Below are 21004 nucleotides of genomic sequence, written 5' to 3' on the forward strand. Positions count from 1 at the left end.
ACCGCAATTCAGGACGGAGAGAGCTCATGTCGCGCTACCTTTTTTTATCCCTCTGCGTGATTTTTTCAGCGGCCCACGCCGACGAAAAAACCACGGCGAACGACGCTCATGATCTGGCCTATAGTCTCGGTGCCAGCCTGGGCGAACGCTTGCGTCAGGAAGTCCCGCAGTTGCAAATCCAGGCACTGGTAGAAGGCTTGCAGCAGGCCTATCAAGGCAAGCCGCTGGCGCTGAGTGAAGCGCGCATCGAACAGATTCTGGCCGACCATGAATCGCAAAATGCCGAACACGCCGCGATGCCTTCGAGCGACGCCGCAATGGAAAACGAGCAGCGTTTCCTGACGGCTGAAAAAGCCAAACCGGGAGTGAAGCAACTGGCCGACGGCATCCTGCTCACCGAGCTGACGCCAGGCACCGGCGCCAAGGCAGGCCCTGATGGAAAAGTCCAGGTGTTGTACATCGGTCGCTTGCCGGACGGCACCGTGTTCGATCAGAACACTCAGCCGCAATGGTTCAACCTCGACAGCGTGATCGCCGGTTGGCGCACCGCGTTGCAAAACATGCCGGTGGGTGCGAAATGGCGACTGGTGATTCCATCGGATCAGGCTTATGGCGCCGACGGTGCCGGCGACCTGATCGCACCGTTTACACCGCTGGTTTTTGAAGTCGAATTACGTGGCGCGACGAGTTGATCAGGCATAAAAAAACGGTGCGCCTGAGCGCACCGTTTTTTGTTGAAAGCGTCAGTCAGGCCTGAACCGAATCTTCTTCCTTGTGTGCCGTATGCAGCACTTCAATCAAGCAGTCTTCCAGTTCAAAACGTTCGTGAAGCAGGCCACCGAGTTCCTTGAATTTCTCCGCAACGCATTTGCCTTCGTCGCAAAGGTCGTTGAACGCGAGGAGTTTTTCGGTGATGACATCGATGCGCGGATAAATTGTCTCGGCCAATTCAAGGCCGCGCTTGTCGTTGAACGCCTTGGCTTCACCGGTCAGTTGTTCGTAGATTTCGAAGTGCCCGGCTGATACGTAGTCGACCAGCACACCGCAGAATTCCTGCAAGGGCTTGCGGTCCTCGCTCAACTTCTCAGGTTTCGCACCAAGAGCATCATAGGCCCGAACCAGTTCATGCCGCTCTTGCAACCAGCGGTCGATCAGCAGATGAACTCCACCCCAACGTTCCTGAGCATTCTGACAACTTTCGAGCATGGCGATCTCTCTTCCCTTGTGGGTCATGCTGCTCTACACCCGCGTCCCGCTTCTGGTTTGGCTTGGGGGACGGTCGGGCAGAGCGTCATCGAGCAACATAAATCCAATGACACGTGCGGGCCAGATTATGCCCGCACGCCTATGGCTTCAAGGTACGCAGGAGATAAAGTTCATACAAGTGTTTAATCCCGGACCAGCGCTGAGTGCGACGCTTCGCCGCTGAGCGGTCGCTGCAGAGCGCCCCAGCCCAGGCGCAACAATTGATAAATGGCAAGAATCGACACCGCGACAAAGAACAACAGACTCCACTCCGGGACACTCAGATCGAACAGCGTCCAGGAAATTTCCGCGCAGTCTGCGCCACCGTTAGACATCCTTTGCAGCGCGCAGAGCCACGGAAAGCCGCTGAACAGCGTCTCGGGCGCCGGTGAGCAATTCAACAGTTGCAGCACCGGATCGCTTTGTATCAGCACCTGCCGCCAGGCCGCCGTGGTGCCGCCGAGGCTCGTCAGCAGCGCAAGCAGCCAGTAAAGCGAAAGGCCGACACGTTTGGGTCCGTGGATCGCCGCCAGACCGCAGAATGCCGACAGCAACGTCAGGAACAGCCGCTGCACCAGGCAGAGACTGCACGGCGTAAGGCCGACCACGTATTCAAGATAATAGGAAGCTCCCAGAGCAAAGGCTCCCGCAGTGAAAGCCATGAAGAACAAGGAGCGTGAGCAGGCCAACGACATGGCTTTTCCGTAACAGTAGAGACAGGCGGTTACGGTAGAGGAAAGCGTGTCAGCCTTTCAAGGCGACACCCTGCCGACAGTTCACCAGAGGTGTAGGGAAAACCCGACAGGCTCGAGAGGAATTGGTGTAGTCCGCTGTAGGACTTTGCCCTTGGCACTCACTGAAGTTGAATTTAGGGTCACCAAAAGTGAGCGAGGGAGCAACCTCCCTCGCGACTTCAAACGTGAGCCGGAACCGGCAGCGGCGCGGCCAAAAGGCGCTCATCGAGCAGACCCAGACCTTCCTGAAACAACTGATTGCTGCGCTCGGTATCGCCCAACTGTGCGAGCAAGCGCGCCAGTTCCGCACAAGCTTCCGGATTGCGCTGCACGCGCAGGCTGTTTTCAAGGTAGTCCCGCGCCTTGCCCCACAGGCTGGCTTGCAGACACAGACGCCCCAACGTCAGGAGCAGGCTCGGATCGTGCGGATGATCCTTGAGCCAGCCTTCGGCGATTTGCAGCTGGCGTGCCGGATCAATGCCGCGCACCAAACCATAAAGACGCGCCAGATGGCTGTCGTACTTGCGTTTGAGAGCGGTACGCAGCACTTCTTCCGCCTCGACCTGAGCACCCAGCTGGCGCAGTTGCTCGGCATAGGCCAACACCAGCGGCGGCTCCTGACGTTGCGCCGAGGTGAGCTGTTGCCATGCCCGGTTGAGCGACTGCAAGCCGACTGTGCCGTCCTCTTCGCGCTGTGCAGCCAGTGAAAGGTTTTCACCCCAGGCACGACGCTCAAGCTCAGCCAGTTCGGCAGCTGGCAGGACTTTGTCCTTGCGCAGTTCGGGCAACAAACGAATCACCGCAGACCATTCGCCGCGCTGCTGATACAGACGCTGCAACTGGCGCAGCGTCTGCACATTATGTGGATGACGCTCGTGCATCGCCTGCAAAGTCACTAGCGCACCGTCGGTGTCGCCACGATCGGTCTGCAATTGTGCGTGGCTCAAGGCAATCGCCAGCTCTGCCTGCGGCTGACGCTCCAGCGCCCGCTCGAGCAGATGATCGGATTCCTCGTAATTGCCTTGCTCGTTCGCCGCGCGGGCAGCGCCGAGGTAATACAGCAGCGGTTGGCGTTCGGCCTCAGCGGCTCGATATAGGTGACGCTGGGCGCTGGCCCAACGACCTTCAGCCAAGTCCAACTGACCATGCTCGATGGCCACCTGCACCCGGCGGCTGCGGTTGCGCCGCGACCATGGATTGACCACGCCGCTGGAGGCCATGACCAGCTCGACCAAAGCCTTGATGCCCCAGATCAGCAGCCACAGCACCGCGATCAGCGCCAGAGTCGCCCACAGGCTCGACTCGTAACGGAAGGACTTGTAAGCAACCAGCACGTAACCGGAATGCTCGGCAATCGCCAGCCCCAATGCCGCCGTCGCGGCGATCACCAGAAACACGATCACATAGAGGCGTTTCATGGCGTGGCCTCCTGCGCGGTGTTGGCTGCAGGTTTGGCGAAAGGTTTCACCGACTCTTCGGCATTGACGTTACGCCGCTCCAGATAGGCCTGAACCGCACTCAACGTGCCGGTCAAATCCGGAGTGTTGACGGTGACCGGTTCCTTGCTCAGCTCGCCGACTTGTTCCAGCATCACTTTGCTTTGCGGATTGTCCGGATTGAAATTGCCTTTCAGGACGTCGCGCGCCTCGGCCATTGCCTGGGTGTACACCGCCGCCTGGCCATTGAGGGCCGCCCACTGCGCCTGCTCCAGCGCCAGACTCAAGGCCAGACGCACTTGGCTCAGACTCTGTCCGGCCAACAGCGGCTTCACATTCTTGTCCGCGTTGAAATCGATACGAATGTAACGCGAGACCTGATCCCACCACTGCGCCCAGCGACTGGCGCCGTCACCATCGGCAGTCAGGCCGAGCAGCGACTCGCCGCGATCCTTGTATTCCGGCGCCAGTTCGGTGAGGTCAATAACCTGATCACGCAAGGCGCCCAGGCGCAGGAACAACCCGGTGCGATCCGGCTGTGCGGTGCTGCGCAGCGCGACCAGGGTTTTCGCCACTTGTTCACGTGCAGCGAAGGAGCCGGGGTCGTTCTGTTCGCGAAGAATTTCGTCAGCGCCTTGCACCAGGGCCTGGGCGCTGCTGATGTCCTGCAAGGCCGAAAGGCGCAGGCTGGCCAAACGCAGCAGATGTTCGGCCTCAGCCAGTCGCCAGTCCTTGCGGCTGGCGCCGAGGACGGTTTCCAGACGTTGATTGAGGCGCTGCTGATCGCCCTGAAGCTGCGTCACCAGACGCTGGCGATCGGCGAGCTCGTCGGCCCCCGGCAACTGCGCGAGGCGCTCGGTCAGGCGCTGTTCGTTGAGCTTCAGGCTCTGCGCCTGATCGTTCAACGCCTGGACCTGGCCGGACTGTTGTTGAGTGTTGGTTTGCAGGTGACGCACCTGCCAGACACCCCAGCCACCGATCGCCACGCCGGCAGCGCCGAGCAACAGGGCGACAATGGCCAGTCCATTGCCTCGGCGCGGCTCTTTGGCCGGCGGTGGAGTTTCAACCTGAGCATCAATCACAGGTTGGACGTCATCTTTAGGCAAGGCTGTTTCGCTCACGTATCCATCCTTTGCATTAGAAAACGGGCACGGGTTGCTCCCGTAACGCCGTCAGCAAAGCCGCGGCACTCGCGCCGCGGCAATCCACAACTGTTTGGGCCCCGGCGGCACGTGCCTGCTCGGCGACCCTCGGGCTTGGTACAAACAACGGCAACTGCGCAATCACAGGCCAGGCATCGCCGGCCATCTGACGCAGGTGCTCGAAACCCTGTCCACTGCTGACCACCAGCCCGTTCAAGCGTTCCGCTTCGATCCGCCGCGGCAATGTTTGCGGCGCATAAGCTGGCAGGTCGCGTCGATACAATTCCAGATACTCGACACTAGCACCAAGCTCACGCAGGCGCTCGGCGAGCAGCTCGCGACCGCCCTCCCCGCGCAGGATCAACACTTGCGCACCGGGCCGGGCCACCGACTCACGCAGACGCGACAACTGCAGCAACGCCTCGCTGTCATCACCCTCGACCGGGAAGCTCACGTCGAGACCATGATCCTTGAGAATCTGCGCCGTCGCTGCACCGACGCTGAACCAAGGGTTCGCCAGTGACTGCAAGCCATGAGCCTTGAGCAGATCCACCGCAATGCGTGCCGCCGGTTTGCTCACCACGATCACGGCGCTGCAAACGGGCAGCCGTGTAATCGCCTGACGTATTTTGTCAGAGACCGGCAACGGTGCAATTTCCAAAAGCGGCAGGCAACTGCTGAAAACCCCCTGCCCGGCCAACGTTTCGGCGAGCGCCGCACAGTCGTCCGCAGGGCGCGTCAGCAGCAGGCGCCAACCGGTCACTCGTGGCCTGCCTCGCCGTAAACTGCCTTGAGAATTTCTTCAGCGCCCTGGCTGAGCAAATCTTCGGCAACCTTCACACCCAGCGCTTCGGCATCGGCGCGCGGAGCTCGGGCTTCGGCGCTGATCAGTCGGCCACCACTCGGCTCGCCCACCAGACCACGCAGCCACAATTGCTCGCCTTCGAGTACGGCGTAGCAAGCGATTGGCACTTGGCAGCCGCCATTCAAATGCTTGTTGAGGGCGCGTTCAGCAGTGACGCGCGAGGACGTGTCCGCATGATGCAGAGGAGCCAGCAAGGCGTGGATTTCACTGTCGACGCTACGGCATTCGATACCGACTGCGCCCTGGCCACCGGCCGGCAAGCTGTCATCGATGCTGATGGCCGAGGTGATACGGTCTTCGAAACCGAGACGGATCAGACCGGCTGCGGCGAGGATGATCGCGTCGTACTCGCCGGCATCAAGCTTGGCCAGACGGGTGTTGACGTTGCCACGCAGGAAGCGGATTTCCAGATCCGGGCGGCGAGTCAGCAACTGCGCCTGACGACGCAGGCTGGAGGTGCCGACGATGCTGCCGGCCGGCAATGCCTCAAGGCTAGGGTAGATATTGGAAACGAAGGCATCACGCGGATCTTCGCGCTCGCAGATGCAAAACAGGCCAAGGCCTTCGGGAAAGTCCATCGGCACGTCTTTCATCGAGTGGACGGCGATGTCGGCTTCGTTTTCCAGCAGTGCGGTTTCCAGTTCCTTGACGAACAGGCCCTTGCCGCCAATTTTCGACAGCGGCGAATCGAGCAACTTGTCGCCGCGACTGACCATGGGCACCAGCGTCACCAGCAGACCCGGATGGGCCGCTTCCAGACGGGCTTTGACGTATTCGGCCTGCCAGAGGGCCAGCGCACTTTTACGGGTGGCGATGCGGATTTCGCGAGAGGACATGGATCAATCCGTACTGAATAGATACGGCGGATAATAACAGCTCAGCCAAATCCACTTTGACTTGAATCAGAAACGGCGTGGCCTCCCTGGCCTGCAATGCCTGGTAACGAGATGAAAGCAACCCGGAATGACCGGGTTAAAGGCCCTGCATCATTTTGCGCACACCCGCCACATGCCGACGGCTGACAATCAGCGCGTCACCATTGAGGCCTTTGAGGAACAGCTGGAAATGTCCCAGCGGCGTGCGTTGCAGACGTTCGATGCGGTCGCGGGCGACCAGCGCGTTGCGGTGGATGCGCACGAAGCGTTCACCGAATTCGTCTTCCAGAGCCTTGAGCGGTTCGTCCAGCAGCACTTCGCCGGTTTCATGGCGCAAGGTCACGTATTTGTGGTCGGCAATGAAGTAGACCACCTGATCCAGCGGGATCAGTTCAATGCCTTTGCGGGTACGGGCGCTGATGTGACTGCGCGGGCCATTGCCGCTTTCGGCGGCGGGGCGGGTCAGGGCCGAGAGTTGCGTCCGGTTGGGACGCTCAGCCCGTTTCAGGGCGTCATGCAGGTGTTCGGTTCGCACGGGTTTCACCACATAGCCCACGGCGCTGGCCTGCAGGGCTTCCACGGCAAATTCATCGGGACTGGTGCAAAACACCACGGCCGGTGGTGTTTCGCGCTCGCACAGACGGGCAGCAACCTGCAGGCCATCCAGGCCCGGCATGCGGATATCGATAAGCACGATATCCGGTTTGTGGCTGTCGATCAGCACCAACGCCTCTTCGCCATTCGTGGCGCTGGGCTCCAGGACTGTGTAACCCTCGAGCTCGCTCACCATTCGGCTGAGGCGCTCGCGAGCCAGTGGTTCGTCATCAACGATCAGGACATTCATATTGCGCTGGATTCCTGCGTGAGTCTCGCACAAGGATAGCGTAGACAGGTGAAGTGACGTCCGTCACCGCGATCCACGCTAAGACTAGCCCGAGCGCCAAAAAGTGCCGTACGTCGGCCAGCAATATTTGCCAGTGTCCGGGTCGTACTGCTCGAAGCCCGCTGTTTCCTGCGCTTTGCGCGGTGTTTGTCCATGGACAATCCACCCACCCCCTCTTCTTATAGTCGGCAGCCAGACCTTTGCGCGATCTGACTTGCACCGACCCTTATGTCCAACTGTAGACGCTCGTCGGAACGTTATTGCTCAATCGAAAAATATCGTTGCGCAAATTCCCGGGAGAACGCGCCGACTATGGATGACACGATGAGAAAAAAACGTATCGACCGGTGTCAGCGACAGGATTGGCAACCCTGTTATTATCCGCGCCAGCGTTTCACGCCTTTTTTCTTCAAGCCGATACGAGCGAATTCATGAGCACTGACAAGACCAATCAGTCCTGGGGCGGCCGCTTCAGTGAACCCGTCGACGCCTTCGTCGCCCGCTTCACCGCCTCCGTCACTTTCGACCAGCGCCTGTATCGCCACGACATCATGGGCTCGATCGCCCACGCCACCATGCTGGCCAAGGTCGGCGTGCTGACCGATGCCGAGCGCGACAGCATCATCGAGGGCCTGAAGACCATTCAGGGCGAAATCGAGGCCGGCCAGTTCGACTGGCGCATCGACCTCGAAGACGTGCACATGAACATCGAAGCGCGCCTGACCGACCGCATTGGCGTCACCGGCAAAAAACTGCACACCGGCCGCAGCCGCAACGATCAGGTTGCCACCGATATCCGCCTGTGGCTGCGTGACGAAATCGACCTGATCCTGGCCGAAATCACCCGCCTGCAAAAAGGCCTGCTGGAGCAAGCCGAGCGCGAAGCTGCGAGCATCATGCCGGGCTTCACTCACCTGCAAACTGCTCAGCCAGTGACCTTCGGGCATCACATGCTGGCCTGGTTCGAAATGCTCAGCCGCGACTACGAGCGTCTGGTCGACTGCCGCAAGCGCACCAACCGCATGCCGCTGGGCAGTGCTGCGCTGGCGGGCACCACCTACACGATCGACCGCGAGTACACCGCACAACTACTGGGCTTCGATGCCGTCGGCGGCAACTCGCTGGACAACGTTTCCGATCGCGACTTCGCCATCGAATTCTGCTCGGCCGCAAGCATCGCGATGATGCACCTGTCGCGCTTCTCCGAAGAACTGGTGCTGTGGACCAGCGCGCAATTCCAGTTCATCGATCTGCCGGACCGTTTCTGCACCGGTAGCTCGATCATGCCGCAAAAGAAAAACCCCGACGTTCCTGAGCTGGTACGCGGCAAGACCGGCCGTGTGTTCGGCGCCCTGATGGGCCTGTTGACCCTGATGAAAGGCCAACCGCTGGCCTATAACAAGGACAACCAGGAAGACAAAGAGCCGCTATTCGATGCCGCCGACACGCTGCGCGATTCGCTGCGTGCCTTTGCCGACATGATCCCGGCGATCAAACCGAAACACGCGATCATGCGTGAAGCGGCGCTGCGTGGCTTCTCCACCGCGACCGACCTGGCTGACTACCTGGTGCGCCGTGGCCTGCCGTTCCGTGATTGCCACGAAATCGTTGGTCACGCGGTGAAGTACGGCGTCGACACTGGCAAGGATCTGGCAGAAATGAGCCTGGAAGAACTGCGTCAGTTCAGCGACCAGATCGAGCAGGATGTGTTTGCCGTGCTGACCCTCGAAGGCTCGGTGAATGCCCGTGACCATATCGGCGGGACTGCGCCGGCGCAGGTCAAGGCTGCGGTTGTGCGCGGCCAGGCCCTGATCGCCAGCCGCTAAAAGCATCGCGGGCAAGCCCACTCCCACAAGTTCTGCGTCGAGCACACAATTGTGTTTCAACGCAAAACCCTGTGGGAGCGGGCTTGCCCGCGATGACTGACTTCAGAACGCTAAAAATCTACTTCTTCGCCGCGATCATCGCCAAAAACGCCGGCATCGCAGCCTCCTTGTCCGCCGCAATACTCTGCACATGCGGATTCTGCTCAAGTCGCTCCAGCAGCGCCTTGGCCTTCGGCATCTCCGCCAGCAAATCAATCCCGAACAACTTCTGCCCCACCGCGCACGCCAACGGCACGCTGTACAGGAAGTACAAATCGGCAATGCTCAGACTGTCGCCTGCCACATACGGGGCGAATTTGCCGTGGCGGCCCAGCGAAGCAAAACCCAGCAGCAACTCTGACTTGGTCTTTTCCTTGATCGCGTCCGGCAAAGTCATGCCGAAAAACGCTTCGCCGTAACAGGCGCGGCCCGGCAGTTCGATGTACAGCTCGATTTCCTTGGCAATTGCCAACACCTGCGCACGCTCGAACGGGTCGCTCGGCAGCAGCGGCGTGCCTTTCTGGGTCTGTTCGAGGTATTCGAGAATGATCGCGGTTTCATTGATGTAACCGGCGTCAACGCCCAGCACCGGCACTTTGCCGCGCGGACTGATCGCCAGTGAATCCGGGGTCTGCCCCGGATAGAACGTGACTTCTTCGAACGGCAGGCCTTTTTCCAGCAGCGCCAGTTTGACCATGTTGTAGTAATTGCTGACTGAGAATCCGTAGAGCTTGAGCATCACATAGCCTCCGGGCCGTGCGGGGTGGGCGGTGTCTGTTTATAGATCGCCGAGGCGAATCCCGCCAGCAGCATCACGCCGCTGAATGCGGGTAAACTGGCGCCTTTCCTTGAGGAGCCTGCCATGAGCGAGCCGACAGACATCGACAACGACATTGACGAAGAAGAGTTCGCCGAGGCTACGTTGATCGAAGCCATCGAGAACCAGATCGAAAGCGACAACCCGCCAGCGGCCAAAGCCACGCTTAACAAACTCACTTTGGTGGGCGTCGAGCGCGAAGAAATCCTCAACCTGATGGCCCATGTGCTGGCGTACGAGATTGACGCGATGCTCGATGAAGACCGTCCGTTCAACACCGAATGGTATGAAGCGGCGCTGCGCGCATTGCCTGAGTTGCCACCGGAAAAGCCGTAACCGGGCCGCTACCTGTGGGAGCAGGTTTGCTCCCACACAATTTGTCACCCATCCATCCAGCCTTCTCCCAGACCCTGACTACACTGGAAACCGCCCCCAGACGAAAACCCTGACGCGCACACTGGACAGTCCGCGCCGGCAGGTTCACCTTAGGGGCGCTGCGTTCCAATTCCTAGAAAGTCTGGAGTCCTTATGTCGCTTACCCCTGAGTTGGTTGCCGAACTGGAAGTCCTTGCACTCTTTCCCCTGGACAGTTCCCAGGAAGGTTTGAAAATTCATCAGACCGCTGCCCCGAAGCACATCGCTGCTGCCCAACGCCTCTATGCTAAAGAACTGACCGATCAGCCCGATGGTGGATATCTGACCAGCCTGGGTCGCGATGCTGCGCAAAATGTGCAAACCGTGCTGACGATCCTGAGAGAGCCAGAAACAGCCTGATCCTTCCTGACTTCGCCCACGGGAACCCCAGTCACGGGATTTCCGCGGGCCCGTCCGGACGTCGACTATCGCCTCGCGATAGAAATCTGACGTCAAAAAACAAATTCAGCTTAAAACTCCCGCTGCGCAAAGGCTAAACTGCCCCCCATTCCGAGACCCTCTTCGTCCGAGCCTGCGAGCCGGTTTGAGCTGACATGACGCGCACCCACGAAATCCGCCCCGATCTGGACGAGGGAATCGACCGCAAGGTTCTCAGCCAGCTACGCGCACGTTTTCTCAAACTCAATGAAGTTCGTCTTGGCCGCGCGCTGGAAGGCTTGTCGACTCGTCAGCAAGGCGTACTGACGCTGCTGCCGCTGTTCTTCCACGTCAACCATCCGCTGCTGCCGGGTTATGTTTCGGGCAGTACGCCCGCCGGCCTGTCGAATTATGAGCCGGATGCCAATACCCTTGCCGAAGCCCAACGCCTGACCCGCTCGTTCTCCTACAAGCCGCGCCACGGCAGCAACCCGCCGCGACCGATTCACGGACTGTTCCTGATGGGCAGCCTCGGCACGCTGGCCCAGGCAGATCAAAGCGATATGGACGTGTGGGTTTGCCACGCGCCGGACCTGAGCGAAAGCGAACTCGCGGAACTGCGCAAGAAATGCCAGTTGCTCGAAACCTGGGCGGCGAGCCAGGGTGCCGAGGCGCACTTCTTTCTGATTGATCCGGTGCGCTTCGTCAAAGGTGAACGCGACAGTCAACTCAGTTCGGAAAACTGCGGCACCACCCAGCACTATCTGCTGCTGGACGAGTTCTACCGCACTGCGATCTGGCTGGCCGGGCGCACACCAATCTGGTGGCTGGTGCCGGTTTACGAAGAAAGCGCCTACGACCTGTACACCCACACGCTGCTGTCCAAGCGTTTCATCCGCGCCGACGAAACCCTCGACCTCGGGCATCTGGCGACGATTCCGCCGGGTGAGTTCATCGGCGCCGGCTTGTGGCAGTTGTTCAAGGGCATCGAGTCGCCCTACAAGTCGGTGCTCAAACTGCTGCTGACCGAGGTCTACGCCAGCGAGCACCCGAAAGTGCAGTGCCTGAGCCTGCGCTACAAGCAAGCGGTGTTCGCCAACCAGCTCGATCTGGATGAACTTGACCCGTACATGGTCGTGTATCGGCGCATCGAGGAATACCTCACTGCGCGCAACGAGCCGGAGCGACTGGAACTGGTGCGCCGCGCGCTGTATCTGAAGGTCAACCGCAAGCTCACCGGCAGCAGTCGCAGCCAAGGCTGGCAGCGTTCGCTGCTGGAGCGCCTGGCCAATGAGTGGCATTGGGATCAACGACAACTGGCGCTGCTCGACAGCCGCAGCCAGTGGAAAGTCCGGCAGGTCAGCGCCGAGCGCCGCGCGCTGGTCAACGAACTCAATTACAGCTACCGCTTCCTGACCCAGTTCGCCCGCACCGAACAGACCGTCAGCCTGATCAACAAACGTGACCTCAACGTCCTCGGTCGCAGGCTGTATGCAGCGTTCGAGCGCAAGGCTGACAAGGTCGAGTTCATCAACCCAGGCATCGCTCCGGATCTGGCCGAAGACACCCTGACCCTGGTGCAATCGCGCAACAAGAAGGAGCCGGGGCAAACCCAGTGGGGCCTGTACAACGGCAGCCTCACGGCGCTGGAGTGGGAACATTTCGCGCCGATCAAGCGCAGCCGCGAATTGCTCGAACTGCTGACATGGTGTCACCGCAACGGCGTGATCGACAGCAGTACCCGGCTGGCCCTGCACCCCGGCAACAGCGACCTGAGCGAGTTCGAACTGTTCAACCTGCTCGGCAGCCTGCAACAAAGCATTGCCCTGCCCTTGCCCACCGTTGCCGAAGAACCTTTGCTGCGCGCCGCGGTGCCAAGCGAGGTGCTGATTCTGGTCAACGTCGGGGTTGATCCGCTCAAGCATCACCGCGACCTGAACATTCTGATGACCACCGAGCGCACCGATTCACTGAGTTACGCCGGGGTGCGCGAAAACCTCGTGCTGACGCTGGACCAGGTCACGCTCAACAGCTGGAATGAAGTGCTGGTCAACCGTTTCGACGGCCCCCACGCCCTGCTCGATTGCCTGCGCGATTACCTCAACAACTTGCCGCGCGGGCCGTTACAGCCGTCGTTGAAGGTGCGCTGCTTCTGCCACAACCGTGCGCAATTCATCGCCCGCCGCGTGGAAGAAATCGTCGATACCGCGCAAAACCTGTTGCTCAGCGAATTGAACCATCGTTACCTGATTCAGGTGCAGCAGCACTATCACGTGCTGGAATTGGTGCCAGGCCAGGTCAACCACGTCGCCCTCGCGACATTGCCGGCACTGCTCGATTACCTCGGTGAAGAACAGGCGCGCTACAGCCCGCTGCATCTGGATCCGATGGCGCTGGAAGATCACGACCTCGCGTTGATCCTGCCGATGGGCCAGCCGGAATCCATTCAGGTGTTCTACCGGATTACCGAGCAGCAAGCCGAGTTGTATGTGCTGGATGAGTTCAACGTTTTGTGGCAACAGCATTTGCCGTATCACGACGAACAAAGCCTGCTGGTGCCGCTGCAGCGTTTCCTGCAGTCGATCCAGTATCGGCGCGAAGCTTCACTGCCGATGGACGCCGCCCCCTCGGCCCGCCTCGAAACGTTGTATTACCAGTTATTGCCTTCAGGCCCGGGACGGGCGCGACGGGTCGAAGCACGGCCAGCGCCGCAGACACCGGTCAACAAGCCGTTCTACGACGTGCAGGCGATTGTCGGCAAAGCCGCACCGGGGGAAGTGCAGGTCACCTTGTATTGCAATCAACGGGAATTCAGCGAGCTGGAACATGGCGACCAACTGTTTAGCGTGGTCGCCCGGGAGATCGTCGAGCAGCGCCGCGAGACCGAACGCTATCGCTGCTACATCACCGACCTGGACCTCTCGGGCCTGCTCGGTGATGGTCAGAGTTCAAGCAATCTGTATCTGCGCTACAAGGCGGACCTGGAGCGCGCCCTGAACGAGGCACTCGAACAGGCATGAGGCGGGGTTATTCCGGAAACGCGCCACCGTTGGCCGGCTGCGATTCGACTTCGAGCAAGGTCAATTTCAGGGTCTTGCCGCCCGGTGCGGGCCAGTCGATGTGTTGACCGACTTTCAGGCCCAGCAGGGCGCTGCCGACCGGTGCCAGAATCGAGATTTTGCCCTCATCGGCGTTGGCATCCTTGGGATAGACCAGCGTCAGGTGATAGTCCTTGCCGCTGCCTTCTTCGCGGCAGTGAACACGGGAATTCATCGTCACGACATCGGCGGGCACTTCATCGTGGCTGACCAGGGTATCGGCGCGGTCCAGTTCGGTTTGCAACGCAATCACGCCCGGCAGCGAGTCATCCAGGCTGTCGATCAGGCGCTCCAGACGTTGCACGTCCAGACGGGTAAGGGTGATGGAAGGTGCGGTCATGATCCGGGCAGACTCCTTTCTTCTGCACACTAAAAAAGCAAAACCCCGCCAAAAAAGACGGGGTTTTCACCAGGCCTCGATGGGTTGAGGCGTGTTTGGACACTATCACAGCTCAAAAAATATACAAGTCACGCCCCGGTGGTGCGGCGTTGCTGTGCCTGGGTGACGATCACCCGCCGGCGCTCATCATCCGCCGAGCGCCACTCGCGAATGTCTTCGACATGCCGGAAACAGCCGAGGCAGACCTTGTGTTCATCCAGCCGGCACACACCGCTGCACGGCGAAGGCACCGCCGGGCTGATGTTGCTGTAAAGCGGCTTGGGCGGACGAACGGGAGCGGTGTCAGTCACAGAATCACAGACCTTCGAAGTCGAATTCGGCGCCGGCCTGTTGCTTGACGATACGCTCAAGCATCTCGCCCAGTTGCTCTTCGCTCTTGTCGCACATCCAGCGTTCGCTTTCTTCGTCGTAGTCGAAGTGGAAACCACCTGACACGGCCGCCAGCCAGAGCTGGCGCAGCGGCTCCTGACGGCTGAAGATCAGCTGCGAGCCGTTCTCGAACTTGACCGTCAGGACACCGGCCGAGCTCTCCAGATCGATATCCAGATCGCTTTCGTCAAAGATGTCTTCCAGCGTTTGCTGGGTGGCATCGACCAGATCGTGAAAACGGGCTTCGGTCAAACTCATTGTGGCAACCTCAAAAAATGTCTGCTCAGGCTCAAGCGCCGAAAGATACGGACGCTGCTTGCCGATTGCAAAGGATAACGACCAAGTACCTGTTGGCCCTTCCAACAACGCCCCTGTGGGAGCGAGCCTGCTCGCGAAAGCGGTGTGTCAGGCAGCGAGCCTGTTGAACTTGCCGGCCCCTTCGCGAGCAGGCTCGCTCCCACGGGGAATAATGATGCACTTCTCAGGAGCCCCGCCGGACGGGAACCCCGTCGCATAGGCAAGCTGCCGGGTGGCCGGTATACTCCGGCGCAATTAACGCATTTTCAAGGATTTCGCCATGAAGCGCCTGATCTCTTCCCTTGCTGCGCTCGTCGCGGTTGCCTGCCTTGTCTCGGCCTGCGGTCAAAAAGGCCCGCTGTACCTGCCCGATGACGATCAGGACCCGGCCGAGCAAGCCCAGTCTTCGCAAAAGCAGCCTGCTTCCAAAGCACACAAGCACGACGTTTACTAAGGGATCGCCATGGACGCTTTTAACTACCGTGGCGGGGAGCTGTTCGCGGAAGGTGTGGCGCTGTCCGCCATCGCCGACCGCTTCGGCACTCCCACCTATGTTTACTCGCGCGCGCACATCGAAGCCCAGTACCTGGCCTTCGCCGATGCGCTGGCCGGCATGCCGCATCTGGTTTGCTTTGCGGTCAAAGCCAACTCCAACCTTGGCGTGCTGAATGTCCTGGCCCGTCTCGGCGCCGGTTTCGACATCGTCTCCCGGGGCGAGCTGGAACGCGTCCTGGCCGCTGGCGGCAGCGCCGACAAGATCGTATTCTCCGGGGTCGGCAAGACCCGTGACGACATGCGTCGCGCCCTGGAAGTCGGTGTGCACTGCTTCAACGTCGAGTCCACCGACGAGCTGGAACGCCTGCAAGTGGTGGCCGCCGAGCTGGGCGTTCGCGCGCCGGTCTCGCTGCGCGTCAACCCGGATGTCGATGCCGGCACCCACCCGTACATTTCCACCGGTCTCAAAGAGAACAAGTTCGGCATCGCCATCGCCGACGCCGAAGACGTGTACGTGCGCGCCGCGCATCTGCCGAACCTGGAAGTGATTGGTGTCGACTGCCACATCGGTTCGCAGTTGACTACATTGCCGCCGTTCATCGACGCCCTCGACCGTCTGCTGGATCTGGTCGATCGCCTCGGCGATTGCGGCATTCACCTGCGCCACATCGATCTCGGTGGTGGTTTGGGTGTGCGTTATCGCGATGAAGAGCCGCCATTGGCCGGTGACTACATCAAAGCCGTGCGCGAGCGTCTGGACGGTCGTGATCTGGCACTGGTGTTCGAGCCGGGCCGTTTCATCGTCGCCAATGCCGGCGTGCTGCTGACGCAAGTCGAGTACCTCAAGCACACCGAACACAAAGACTTCGCCATCGTTGACGCGGCGATGAACGACCTGATCCGCCCGGCGCTGTATCAGGCGTGGATGGACGTCACTGCGGTGAAACCCCGTGACACTGCTGCGCGTAAATACGACATCGTCGGCCCGATCTGCGAAACCGGTGATTTCCTCGCCAAGGACCGTGAGCTTGCGCTGGAGGAAGGTGACTTGCTGGCGGTGCATTCGGCCGGTGCCTACGGTTTTGTGATGAGCTCCAACTACAACACCCGCGGCCGTGCCGCCGAGGTGCTGGTGGACGGTGACAAGGTCTTTGAAGTGCGTCGCCGCGAAACCGTGGCTGAGCTGTTTGCCGGCGAAAGCCTGCTGCCGGAGTAACCCATGCTGCTGCGTTTTACCAAAATGCACGGCCTGGGCAACGACTTCATGGTTCTCGACCTGGTCAGCCAGCACGCGCATATTCAGCCCAAGCACGCCAAACAATGGGGCGACCGGCACACCGGCATAGGTTTCGACCAATTGCTGATCGTCGAAGCGCCGAGCAATCCGGACGTGGATTTCCGTTATCGGATCTTCAATTCCGACGGCTCCGAAGTGGAGCAGTGCGGCAATGGTGCGCGCTGCTTCGCCCGCTTCGTGCTCGACAAGCGACTGACCGCCAAACGGCAGATCCGCGTCGAGACCAAGGGCGGCATCATCGAACTGGACGTGCGTAACGACGGCCAGATCGGCGTGAACATGGGCGCCCCGTGCCTGGTGCCGGCGGACATTCCGTTCGAAGCACCGGCGCAGGCCGCAAGCTATCAACTGGAAGTCGACGGCACCACGGTCGAACTGGCCGCCGTGTCGATGGGCAACCCACACGCCGTGCTGCGCGTGCAGGACATCAACAGCGCGCCGGTGCATGAACTGGGGCCGAAAATCGAACACCATCCGCGCTTCCCGGCGCGGGTCAATGTCGGTTTCCTCCAGGTTATCGACCGCAACCGCGCGCAACTGCGCGTCTGGGAACGCGGCGCCGGGGAAACCCAGGCCTGTGGCACCGGCGCTTGCGCTGCGGCTGTTGCGGCCATCAGTCAGGGGTGGATGGATTCGCCGCTGTTGATCGACCTGCCCGGCGGGCGTCTGTCCATTGAATGGGCAGGCCCTGGCCAACCGGTGTTGATGACCGGCCCGGCAGTGCGTGTATACGAAGGACAAGTGCGTCTTTGAGTGAGCAGAAACCATGACCGATAAGCCCCAGGTACCCGCCCGACAGTCCGACGAATCAGCGTCCGAGAGCCTGGAGGCGGCAGCGGTTGCCGCGTACCTGGAGGCTCATCCGGATTTCTTCGTCGAGCACGAAGAACTGCTGCCGGCCATGCGCATTCCTCACCAGCGCGGCGACACCGTATCGCTGGTCGAGCGCCAGATGACCATTCTGCGCGAGCGCAACATCGAGATGCGTCATCGCCTCTCGCAACTGATGGACGTGGCGCGCGACAACGACCGTCTGTTCGACAAGACCCGTCGCCTGATCCTCGCCCTGATGGACGCCTCCAGCCTGGAAGACGTGGTCATCAGTGTCGAAGACAGCCTGCGCCAGGACTTTCAGGTGCCTTTTGTCAGCCTGATCCTGCTGGGCGACAACCCGGCACCCGTTGGCCGTTGGGTCAGCCACGCCGATGCACAGGTCGCTATCGGCGGCCTGCTCACCGAAGGCAAAAGCGTCAGCGGCACCCTGCGCGAGCATGAGCTGGACTTTCTGTTCGGCGAAGAACAACGCAAGCAGATCGGTTCCACCGCCGTGGTCGCTGTCAGCCACCAAGGCATCCACGGGATTCTGGCCATCGCCAGCCGTGACCCGCAGCACTACAAGAGTTCGGTCGGTACGCTGTTCCTCAGCTACATCGCCGAAGTCATGGGCCGCGTGCTACCACGGGTCAACAGCTCCCTGCGCTCGGTACGCTGAACATGGAACGACAACTGGACGCTTACTGCGAACACTTGCGCAGTGAGCGGCAGGTGTCGCCGCACACGCTGTCGGCCTACCGCCGCGACCTCGATAAAGTCCTCGGCTGGTGCGTCAAACAGAACATCAGCAGTTGGGCCGCGCTGGACATCCAGCGCCTGCGCAGCCTGATCGCTCGCCTGCATGCGCAAGGCCAATCCTCACGCAGCCTCGCCCGATTGCTCTCGGCAGTGCGCGGGCTCTATCACTATCTCAATCGCGAAGGTCTGTGCGACCACGATCCGGCTACCGGACTGGCACCGCCGAAAGGCGAACGCCGCCTGCCGAAAACCCTCGACACCGACCGCGCGCTGCAATTGCTTGAAGGCCCGGTCGAGGACGATTTTCTCGCGCGGCGTGATCAGGCGATTCTGGAATTGTTCTACTCCTCCGGCCTGCGTCTGTCGGAGCTGACCGGGCTCAATCTCGATCAGCTCGATCTGGCCGACGGCATGGTTCAAGTGCTCGGCAAGGGCAGCAAGACCCGTCTGCTGCCGGTCGGCAGAAAGGCCCGCGAAGCCCTTGAACAGTGGCTGCCGTTGCGCGCCATGACCAATCCGGCGGACGACGCCGTTTTCGTCAGCCAGCAAGGTCGGCGCCTCGGGCCACGGGCGATTCAGGTGCGGGTCAAACTGGCCGGCGAGCGTGAACTGGGGCAGAACCTGCACCCGCATATGCTGCGGCACTCCTTCGCCAGTCACTTGCTGGAGTCCTCGCAAGATCTGCGCGCGGTGCAGGAACTGCTCGGGCACTCGGACATCAAGACCACGCAGATCTACACCCACCTGGACTTCCAGCATCTGGCGGCGGTCTACGACAGCGCCCACCCACGGGCCAAACGCATGAAAGGCGACGATTCATGAGCATCCAGTTGATCACCTTCGACCTCGACGACACCCTGTGGGACACCGCCCCGGTGATCGTCAGCGCCGAAGCGATTTTGCGTGAATGGCTGAGCGAACATGCGCCGAATCTGGGCGCTGTGCCGGTGGAGCATTTGTGGTCGATCCGCGAGCGAGTGCTGGCCAACGAGCCGGGACTCAAACATCGCATCAGTGCGCTACGTCGGCGGGTGCTGTTCCATGCGCTGGAAGAGTCTGGCTACGGCCATGGCGAGGCGTCGGAGCTGGCAGACAAGGGCTTTGAAGTGTTCCTGCATGCGCGGCATCAGATCGAAGTGTTCCCCGAAGTCGAGCCGGTGCTGGAGATTCTCGCCAACCATTACGCCCTCGGCGTGGTCACCAACGGCAACGCCGATGTGCGCCGGTTGGGGCTGGCGGATTACTTCAAGTTTGCCCTGTGCGCGGAAGACATCGGCATCGCCAAACCGGATGCGCGACTGTTTCACGAGGCGTTGCAGCGCGGTGGCGCCACGGCCGAAACCGCGGTGCATATCGGTGATCATCCGGGAGATGACATTGCCGGGGCGCAACAGGCAGGGTTGCGCGCGGTGTGGTTCAACCCGGCGGGCAAGGTCTGGGAAGCCGAGCGTCAGCCGGATGCCGAGATCCGCAGCCTGACCGATTTGCCAGCGGTGCTGGCGCGTTGGAATGCCGCCTCCGTCTGACACCAAACCGCTTTTTGTGGCGAGGGGATTTATCCCCGATCGGCTGCAAAGCAGTCGTGAAATCAGCGTGCGCGGCGTGTCAGGGCAACGCTGTATTCTGCGTTTTGGGGCCGCTGCGCAGCCCATCGGGGATAAATCCCCTCGCCACAGGGGCCTCACCCAATCACCTTCATGTGATATTCCAGGCATGAAAAAGCCCGCAGCGACGGCGGGCTTTTTCAGCAAGCAAGCGGCACGCCTCAGATAGGGCGGCTACCGTACTTGTTGTCCGGCTTCTTGGGCGGATCGGCGACCACATTGGCCTCCACTTCCTGCACTTTTCCGCCTCGCGACAGGAACTCTTCCATGGCCTTGGCCAGGGCGTCGCGCTCCTTGTTCTTGGCTTCAATGCTCGGCAACTCATCTACCGACACCGCAGCCTTGGCTTTGCCTTTGGCAGCCGGGACCGGCGCATCGTCACCGCCATCGTCGTCAGCAACGTCTTCCGCTGCTGCTTCCAGGCCTTCCTCGGCCTCGTCTTCGTCGCCTACTTCGAGGTCGTCGGTTTCCAGATCATCGTCGCTCATGTTCTACCTCATGACTTGCGAAAAGCAGATTAGTTATAGACCAGCTTTGGCAACTGTCGAAAGTCGCCGTTAAAAAATCATTCACCGCTGCTGACCAGCGGCTATGCCCCTTCACCGTGCAAGGTGGCGAGGACTTTACGGGCACCGCCATGATCACGGTGCTCGCCCAGATAAACGCCTTGCCAGGTTCCCAGTGCCAGTCGCCCTGCCGAAACCGGCAGACTGATCTGGCAGCCAAGCACGCTGGCCTTGAAGTGCGCCGGGAGGTCGTCCAGGCCTTCGTCGTTATGCTCATAGCCGTCTGCTCCTTGTGGGATCAGACGATTGAAAAATCGTTCGAAGTCGCGACGAACCGCCGGATCGGCGTTCTCGTTGATGGTCAACGACGCCGAGGTATGCTGCAGCCACAAATGCAACAGACCGACCCGACATGCCTTGAGTTCAGGCAGGCCGGCGAGTAACTCGTCCGTTACCAGATGAAAGCCCCGGGGTCTTGCCCGCAGGGTTATCAGAGTCTGTTGCCACATACAGTTCTCCGCACATTCGGGGCGCATTCTAGCGCGCTCTGGGAAAAAACAAAGGCCCTAATATTCCTGCAACGGTGTAAGCCATTGCCCGCAGAAAAACACCCTTCGTAAACTCGACCAAAGCCGTACGAAAAATCCTTTCAGCTTGTCCTTCAATGACAAATTCCAGACAAAAAAATGCCCGGCGAACCGGGCAAGTTTTT

24 protein-coding genes are annotated in these 21004 nt (G+C 60.6%); 11 read left to right on the forward strand and 13 right to left on the reverse strand.

The window, feature by feature from the left end; genetic code table 11:
• Window positions 1-26 precede the first annotated feature (26 nt).
• Window positions 27-692: an FKBP-type peptidyl-prolyl cis-trans isomerase gene (locus ACA074_RS27035; RefSeq protein ID WP_187678239.1), complete on the forward strand. Its 666-nt coding sequence runs from the start codon at window positions 27-29 to the stop codon at window positions 690-692.
• Window positions 693-747: 55 nt separating this feature from the next.
• Here the strand turns inward: ACA074_RS27035 and rsd are convergent, their stop codons facing one another.
• From rsd to ACA074_RS27070, 7 genes are all read right to left on the reverse strand, one after another.
• A complete protein-coding gene (gene rsd, locus ACA074_RS27040; RefSeq protein ID WP_497618318.1) occupies window positions 748-1206 on the reverse strand; it encodes a sigma D regulator in 459 nt (152 codons plus the stop codon).
• A gap of 182 nt (window positions 1207-1388) precedes the next feature.
• Complete coding sequence (locus ACA074_RS27045; RefSeq protein WP_187678240.1) at window positions 1389-1940, reverse strand: disulfide bond formation protein B; 552 nt, start codon at window positions 1938-1940, stop codon at window positions 1389-1391.
• A 218-nt stretch (window positions 1941-2158) separates the two neighbouring features.
• On the reverse strand, window positions 2159-3397 hold the full coding sequence (locus tag ACA074_RS27050; RefSeq protein WP_497678096.1) for a heme biosynthesis protein HemY: 1239 nt from the start codon (window positions 3395-3397) through the stop codon (window positions 2159-2161).
• On the reverse strand, window positions 3394-4536 hold the full coding sequence (locus ACA074_RS27055; RefSeq protein WP_497615586.1) for a uroporphyrinogen-III C-methyltransferase: 1143 nt from the start codon (window positions 4534-4536) through the stop codon (window positions 3394-3396). Before ACA074_RS27055 ends, ACA074_RS27050 begins: the two co-directional genes overlap by 4 nt.
• A gap of 16 nt (window positions 4537-4552) precedes the next feature.
• Entirely contained in the window at window positions 4553-5320 is a 768-nt protein-coding gene (locus ACA074_RS27060) for a uroporphyrinogen-III synthase (RefSeq protein WP_497678097.1), read from the reverse strand.
• Window positions 5317-6258 (reverse strand): hydroxymethylbilane synthase, encoded by a 942-nt coding sequence (gene hemC / locus ACA074_RS27065; RefSeq protein ID WP_497678098.1) that lies wholly within the window; start codon window positions 6256-6258, stop codon window positions 5317-5319. Before hemC ends, ACA074_RS27060 begins: the two co-directional genes overlap by 4 nt.
• 136 nt (window positions 6259-6394) lie before the next feature.
• The gene (locus ACA074_RS27070) at window positions 6395-7141 is read right to left on the reverse strand and encodes a LytR/AlgR family response regulator transcription factor (protein ID WP_187678245.1); all 747 of its coding nucleotides are present in this window, start codon (window positions 7139-7141) and stop codon (window positions 6395-6397) included.
• A 470-nt stretch (window positions 7142-7611) separates the two neighbouring features.
• Here ACA074_RS27070 and argH point away from each other — a divergent pair, with 470 nt between their 5' ends.
• Window positions 7612-9006, forward strand: coding sequence for an argininosuccinate lyase (gene argH / locus ACA074_RS27075; protein ID WP_497678099.1), 1395 nt, complete (start codon window positions 7612-7614; stop codon window positions 9004-9006).
• Between the two features lie 118 nt (window positions 9007-9124).
• On the opposite strand, the gene ACA074_RS27080 is transcribed toward argH, so the two are convergent.
• Entirely contained in the window at window positions 9125-9784 is a 660-nt protein-coding gene (locus ACA074_RS27080) for a glutathione S-transferase family protein (protein ID WP_401264553.1), read from the reverse strand.
• Window positions 9785-9907: 123 nt separating this feature from the next.
• Between ACA074_RS27080 and ACA074_RS27085 the strand changes: the two genes are divergently transcribed.
• The 3 genes from ACA074_RS27085 (at window position 9908) to ACA074_RS27095 (ending at window position 13674) form a co-directional block, all read left to right on the forward strand.
• On the forward strand, window positions 9908-10198 hold the full coding sequence (locus ACA074_RS27085; RefSeq protein WP_489880577.1) for a hypothetical protein: 291 nt from the start codon (window positions 9908-9910) through the stop codon (window positions 10196-10198).
• Window positions 10199-10390: 192 nt separating this feature from the next.
• Window positions 10391-10636: a TIGR02647 family protein gene (locus ACA074_RS27090; RefSeq protein WP_401264557.1), complete on the forward strand. Its 246-nt coding sequence runs from the start codon at window positions 10391-10393 to the stop codon at window positions 10634-10636.
• Between the two features lie 194 nt (window positions 10637-10830).
• Entirely contained in the window at window positions 10831-13674 is a 2844-nt protein-coding gene (locus ACA074_RS27095; protein WP_497678100.1) for a class I adenylate cyclase, read from the forward strand.
• 7 nt (window positions 13675-13681) lie between these two features.
• Here ACA074_RS27095 and rnk read toward each other — a convergent pair whose 3' ends face one another.
• The 3 genes from rnk to cyaY all read right to left on the reverse strand — a co-directional run bounded on the left by rnk (window position 13682) and on the right by cyaY (window position 14779).
• Window positions 13682-14092, reverse strand: coding sequence for a nucleoside diphosphate kinase regulator (rnk, locus tag ACA074_RS27100; RefSeq protein WP_187678250.1), 411 nt, complete (start codon window positions 14090-14092; stop codon window positions 13682-13684).
• Window positions 14093-14220: 128 nt separating this feature from the next.
• Complete coding sequence (locus ACA074_RS27105; RefSeq protein WP_497615590.1) at window positions 14221-14442, reverse strand: DUF1289 domain-containing protein; 222 nt, start codon at window positions 14440-14442, stop codon at window positions 14221-14223.
• Between the two features lie 4 nt (window positions 14443-14446).
• Window positions 14447-14779 (reverse strand): iron donor protein CyaY, encoded by a 333-nt coding sequence (gene cyaY, locus ACA074_RS27110; protein ID WP_187678252.1) that lies wholly within the window; start codon window positions 14777-14779, stop codon window positions 14447-14449.
• Between the two features lie 319 nt (window positions 14780-15098).
• On the opposite strand from cyaY, the gene lptM reads away from it, so the two are divergent.
• The 6 genes from lptM to ACA074_RS27140 are packed head-to-tail and all read left to right on the forward strand — an operon-like array spanning window position 15099 to window position 19708.
• Window positions 15099-15272: an LPS translocon maturation chaperone LptM gene (lptM, locus tag ACA074_RS27115; protein ID WP_042561715.1), complete on the forward strand. Its 174-nt coding sequence runs from the start codon at window positions 15099-15101 to the stop codon at window positions 15270-15272.
• 9 nt (window positions 15273-15281) lie between these two features.
• Window positions 15282-16529, forward strand: coding sequence for a diaminopimelate decarboxylase (gene lysA, locus ACA074_RS27120; RefSeq protein WP_187678253.1), 1248 nt, complete (start codon window positions 15282-15284; stop codon window positions 16527-16529).
• 3 nt (window positions 16530-16532) lie between these two features.
• The gene (gene dapF / locus ACA074_RS27125; RefSeq protein WP_497678101.1) at window positions 16533-17363 is read left to right on the forward strand and encodes a diaminopimelate epimerase; all 831 of its coding nucleotides are present in this window, start codon (window positions 16533-16535) and stop codon (window positions 17361-17363) included.
• A gap of 13 nt (window positions 17364-17376) precedes the next feature.
• Window positions 17377-18102 carry a DUF484 family protein gene (locus ACA074_RS27130; protein ID WP_305440452.1) on the forward strand — a complete coding sequence of 242 codons (726 nt, stop codon included), beginning with the start codon at window positions 17377-17379 and terminating at the stop codon, window positions 18100-18102.
• A 2-nt stretch (window positions 18103-18104) separates the two neighbouring features.
• Entirely contained in the window at window positions 18105-19004 is a 900-nt protein-coding gene (xerC, locus tag ACA074_RS27135; RefSeq protein ID WP_497678102.1) for a tyrosine recombinase XerC, read from the forward strand.
• Window positions 19001-19708 carry an HAD family hydrolase gene (locus ACA074_RS27140; protein ID WP_497678103.1) on the forward strand — a complete coding sequence of 236 codons (708 nt, stop codon included), beginning with the start codon at window positions 19001-19003 and terminating at the stop codon, window positions 19706-19708. The genes xerC and ACA074_RS27140 overlap by 4 nt, the downstream gene beginning before the upstream one ends.
• A 239-nt stretch (window positions 19709-19947) precedes the next feature.
• On the opposite strand, the gene sutA is transcribed toward ACA074_RS27140, so the two are convergent.
• Both sutA and ACA074_RS27150 read right to left on the reverse strand, forming a co-directional pair.
• Entirely contained in the window at window positions 19948-20274 is a 327-nt protein-coding gene (sutA, locus tag ACA074_RS27145) for a dormancy-specific transcriptional regulator SutA (RefSeq protein WP_187678258.1), read from the reverse strand.
• Window positions 20275-20375: 101 nt separating this feature from the next.
• Window positions 20376-20801 (reverse strand): secondary thiamine-phosphate synthase enzyme YjbQ, encoded by a 426-nt coding sequence (locus tag ACA074_RS27150; RefSeq protein WP_100846853.1) that lies wholly within the window; start codon window positions 20799-20801, stop codon window positions 20376-20378.
• Window positions 20802-21004: the final 203 nt, after the last annotated feature.

The organism is Pseudomonas sp. LBUM1655 (assembly GCF_059716085.1).

Bases quoted from the DNA above. Each gene is read 5' to 3' on its own strand.
- rnk (WP_187678250.1), bottom strand. From the start codon at position 14,092: ATGACCGCACCTTCCATCACCCTTACCCGTCTGGACGTGCAACGTCTG.
- ACA074_RS27035 (WP_187678239.1), top strand. From the start codon at position 27: ATGTCGCGCTACCTTTTTTTATCCCTCTGCGTGATTTTTTCAGCGGCC.
- ACA074_RS27090 (WP_401264557.1), top strand. From the start codon at position 10,391: ATGTCGCTTACCCCTGAGTTGGTTGCCGAACTGGAAGTCCTTGCACTC.
- ACA074_RS27085 (WP_489880577.1), top strand. From the start codon at position 9,908: ATGAGCGAGCCGACAGACATCGACAACGACATTGACGAAGAAGAGTTC.
- cyaY (WP_187678252.1), bottom strand. From the start codon at position 14,779: ATGAGTTTGACCGAAGCCCGTTTTCACGATCTGGTCGATGCCACCCAG.
- ACA074_RS27130 (WP_305440452.1), top strand. From the start codon at position 17,377: ATGACCGATAAGCCCCAGGTACCCGCCCGACAGTCCGACGAATCAGCG.
- lptM (WP_042561715.1), top strand. From the start codon at position 15,099: ATGAAGCGCCTGATCTCTTCCCTTGCTGCGCTCGTCGCGGTTGCCTGC.
- ACA074_RS27140 (WP_497678103.1), top strand. From the start codon at position 19,001: ATGAGCATCCAGTTGATCACCTTCGACCTCGACGACACCCTGTGGGAC.
- sutA (WP_187678258.1), bottom strand. From the start codon at position 20,274: ATGAGCGACGATGATCTGGAAACCGACGACCTCGAAGTAGGCGACGAA.
- rsd (WP_497618318.1), bottom strand. From the start codon at position 1,206: ATGCTCGAAAGTTGTCAGAATGCTCAGGAACGTTGGGGTGGAGTTCAT.
- ACA074_RS27095 (WP_497678100.1), top strand. From the start codon at position 10,831: ATGACGCGCACCCACGAAATCCGCCCCGATCTGGACGAGGGAATCGAC.
- ACA074_RS27080 (WP_401264553.1), bottom strand. From the start codon at position 9,784: ATGCTCAAGCTCTACGGATTCTCAGTCAGCAATTACTACAACATGGTC.
- ACA074_RS27050 (WP_497678096.1), bottom strand. From the start codon at position 3,397: ATGAAACGCCTCTATGTGATCGTGTTTCTGGTGATCGCCGCGACGGCG.
- hemC (WP_497678098.1), bottom strand. From the start codon at position 6,258: ATGTCCTCTCGCGAAATCCGCATCGCCACCCGTAAAAGTGCGCTGGCC.
- lysA (WP_187678253.1), top strand. From the start codon at position 15,282: ATGGACGCTTTTAACTACCGTGGCGGGGAGCTGTTCGCGGAAGGTGTG.
- dapF (WP_497678101.1), top strand. From the start codon at position 16,533: ATGCTGCTGCGTTTTACCAAAATGCACGGCCTGGGCAACGACTTCATG.
- ACA074_RS27045 (WP_187678240.1), bottom strand. From the start codon at position 1,940: ATGTCGTTGGCCTGCTCACGCTCCTTGTTCTTCATGGCTTTCACTGCG.
- ACA074_RS27070 (WP_187678245.1), bottom strand. From the start codon at position 7,141: ATGAATGTCCTGATCGTTGATGACGAACCACTGGCTCGCGAGCGCCTC.
- xerC (WP_497678102.1), top strand. From the start codon at position 18,105: ATGGAACGACAACTGGACGCTTACTGCGAACACTTGCGCAGTGAGCGG.
- ACA074_RS27150 (WP_100846853.1), bottom strand. From the start codon at position 20,801: ATGTGGCAACAGACTCTGATAACCCTGCGGGCAAGACCCCGGGGCTTT.
- argH (WP_497678099.1), top strand. From the start codon at position 7,612: ATGAGCACTGACAAGACCAATCAGTCCTGGGGCGGCCGCTTCAGTGAA.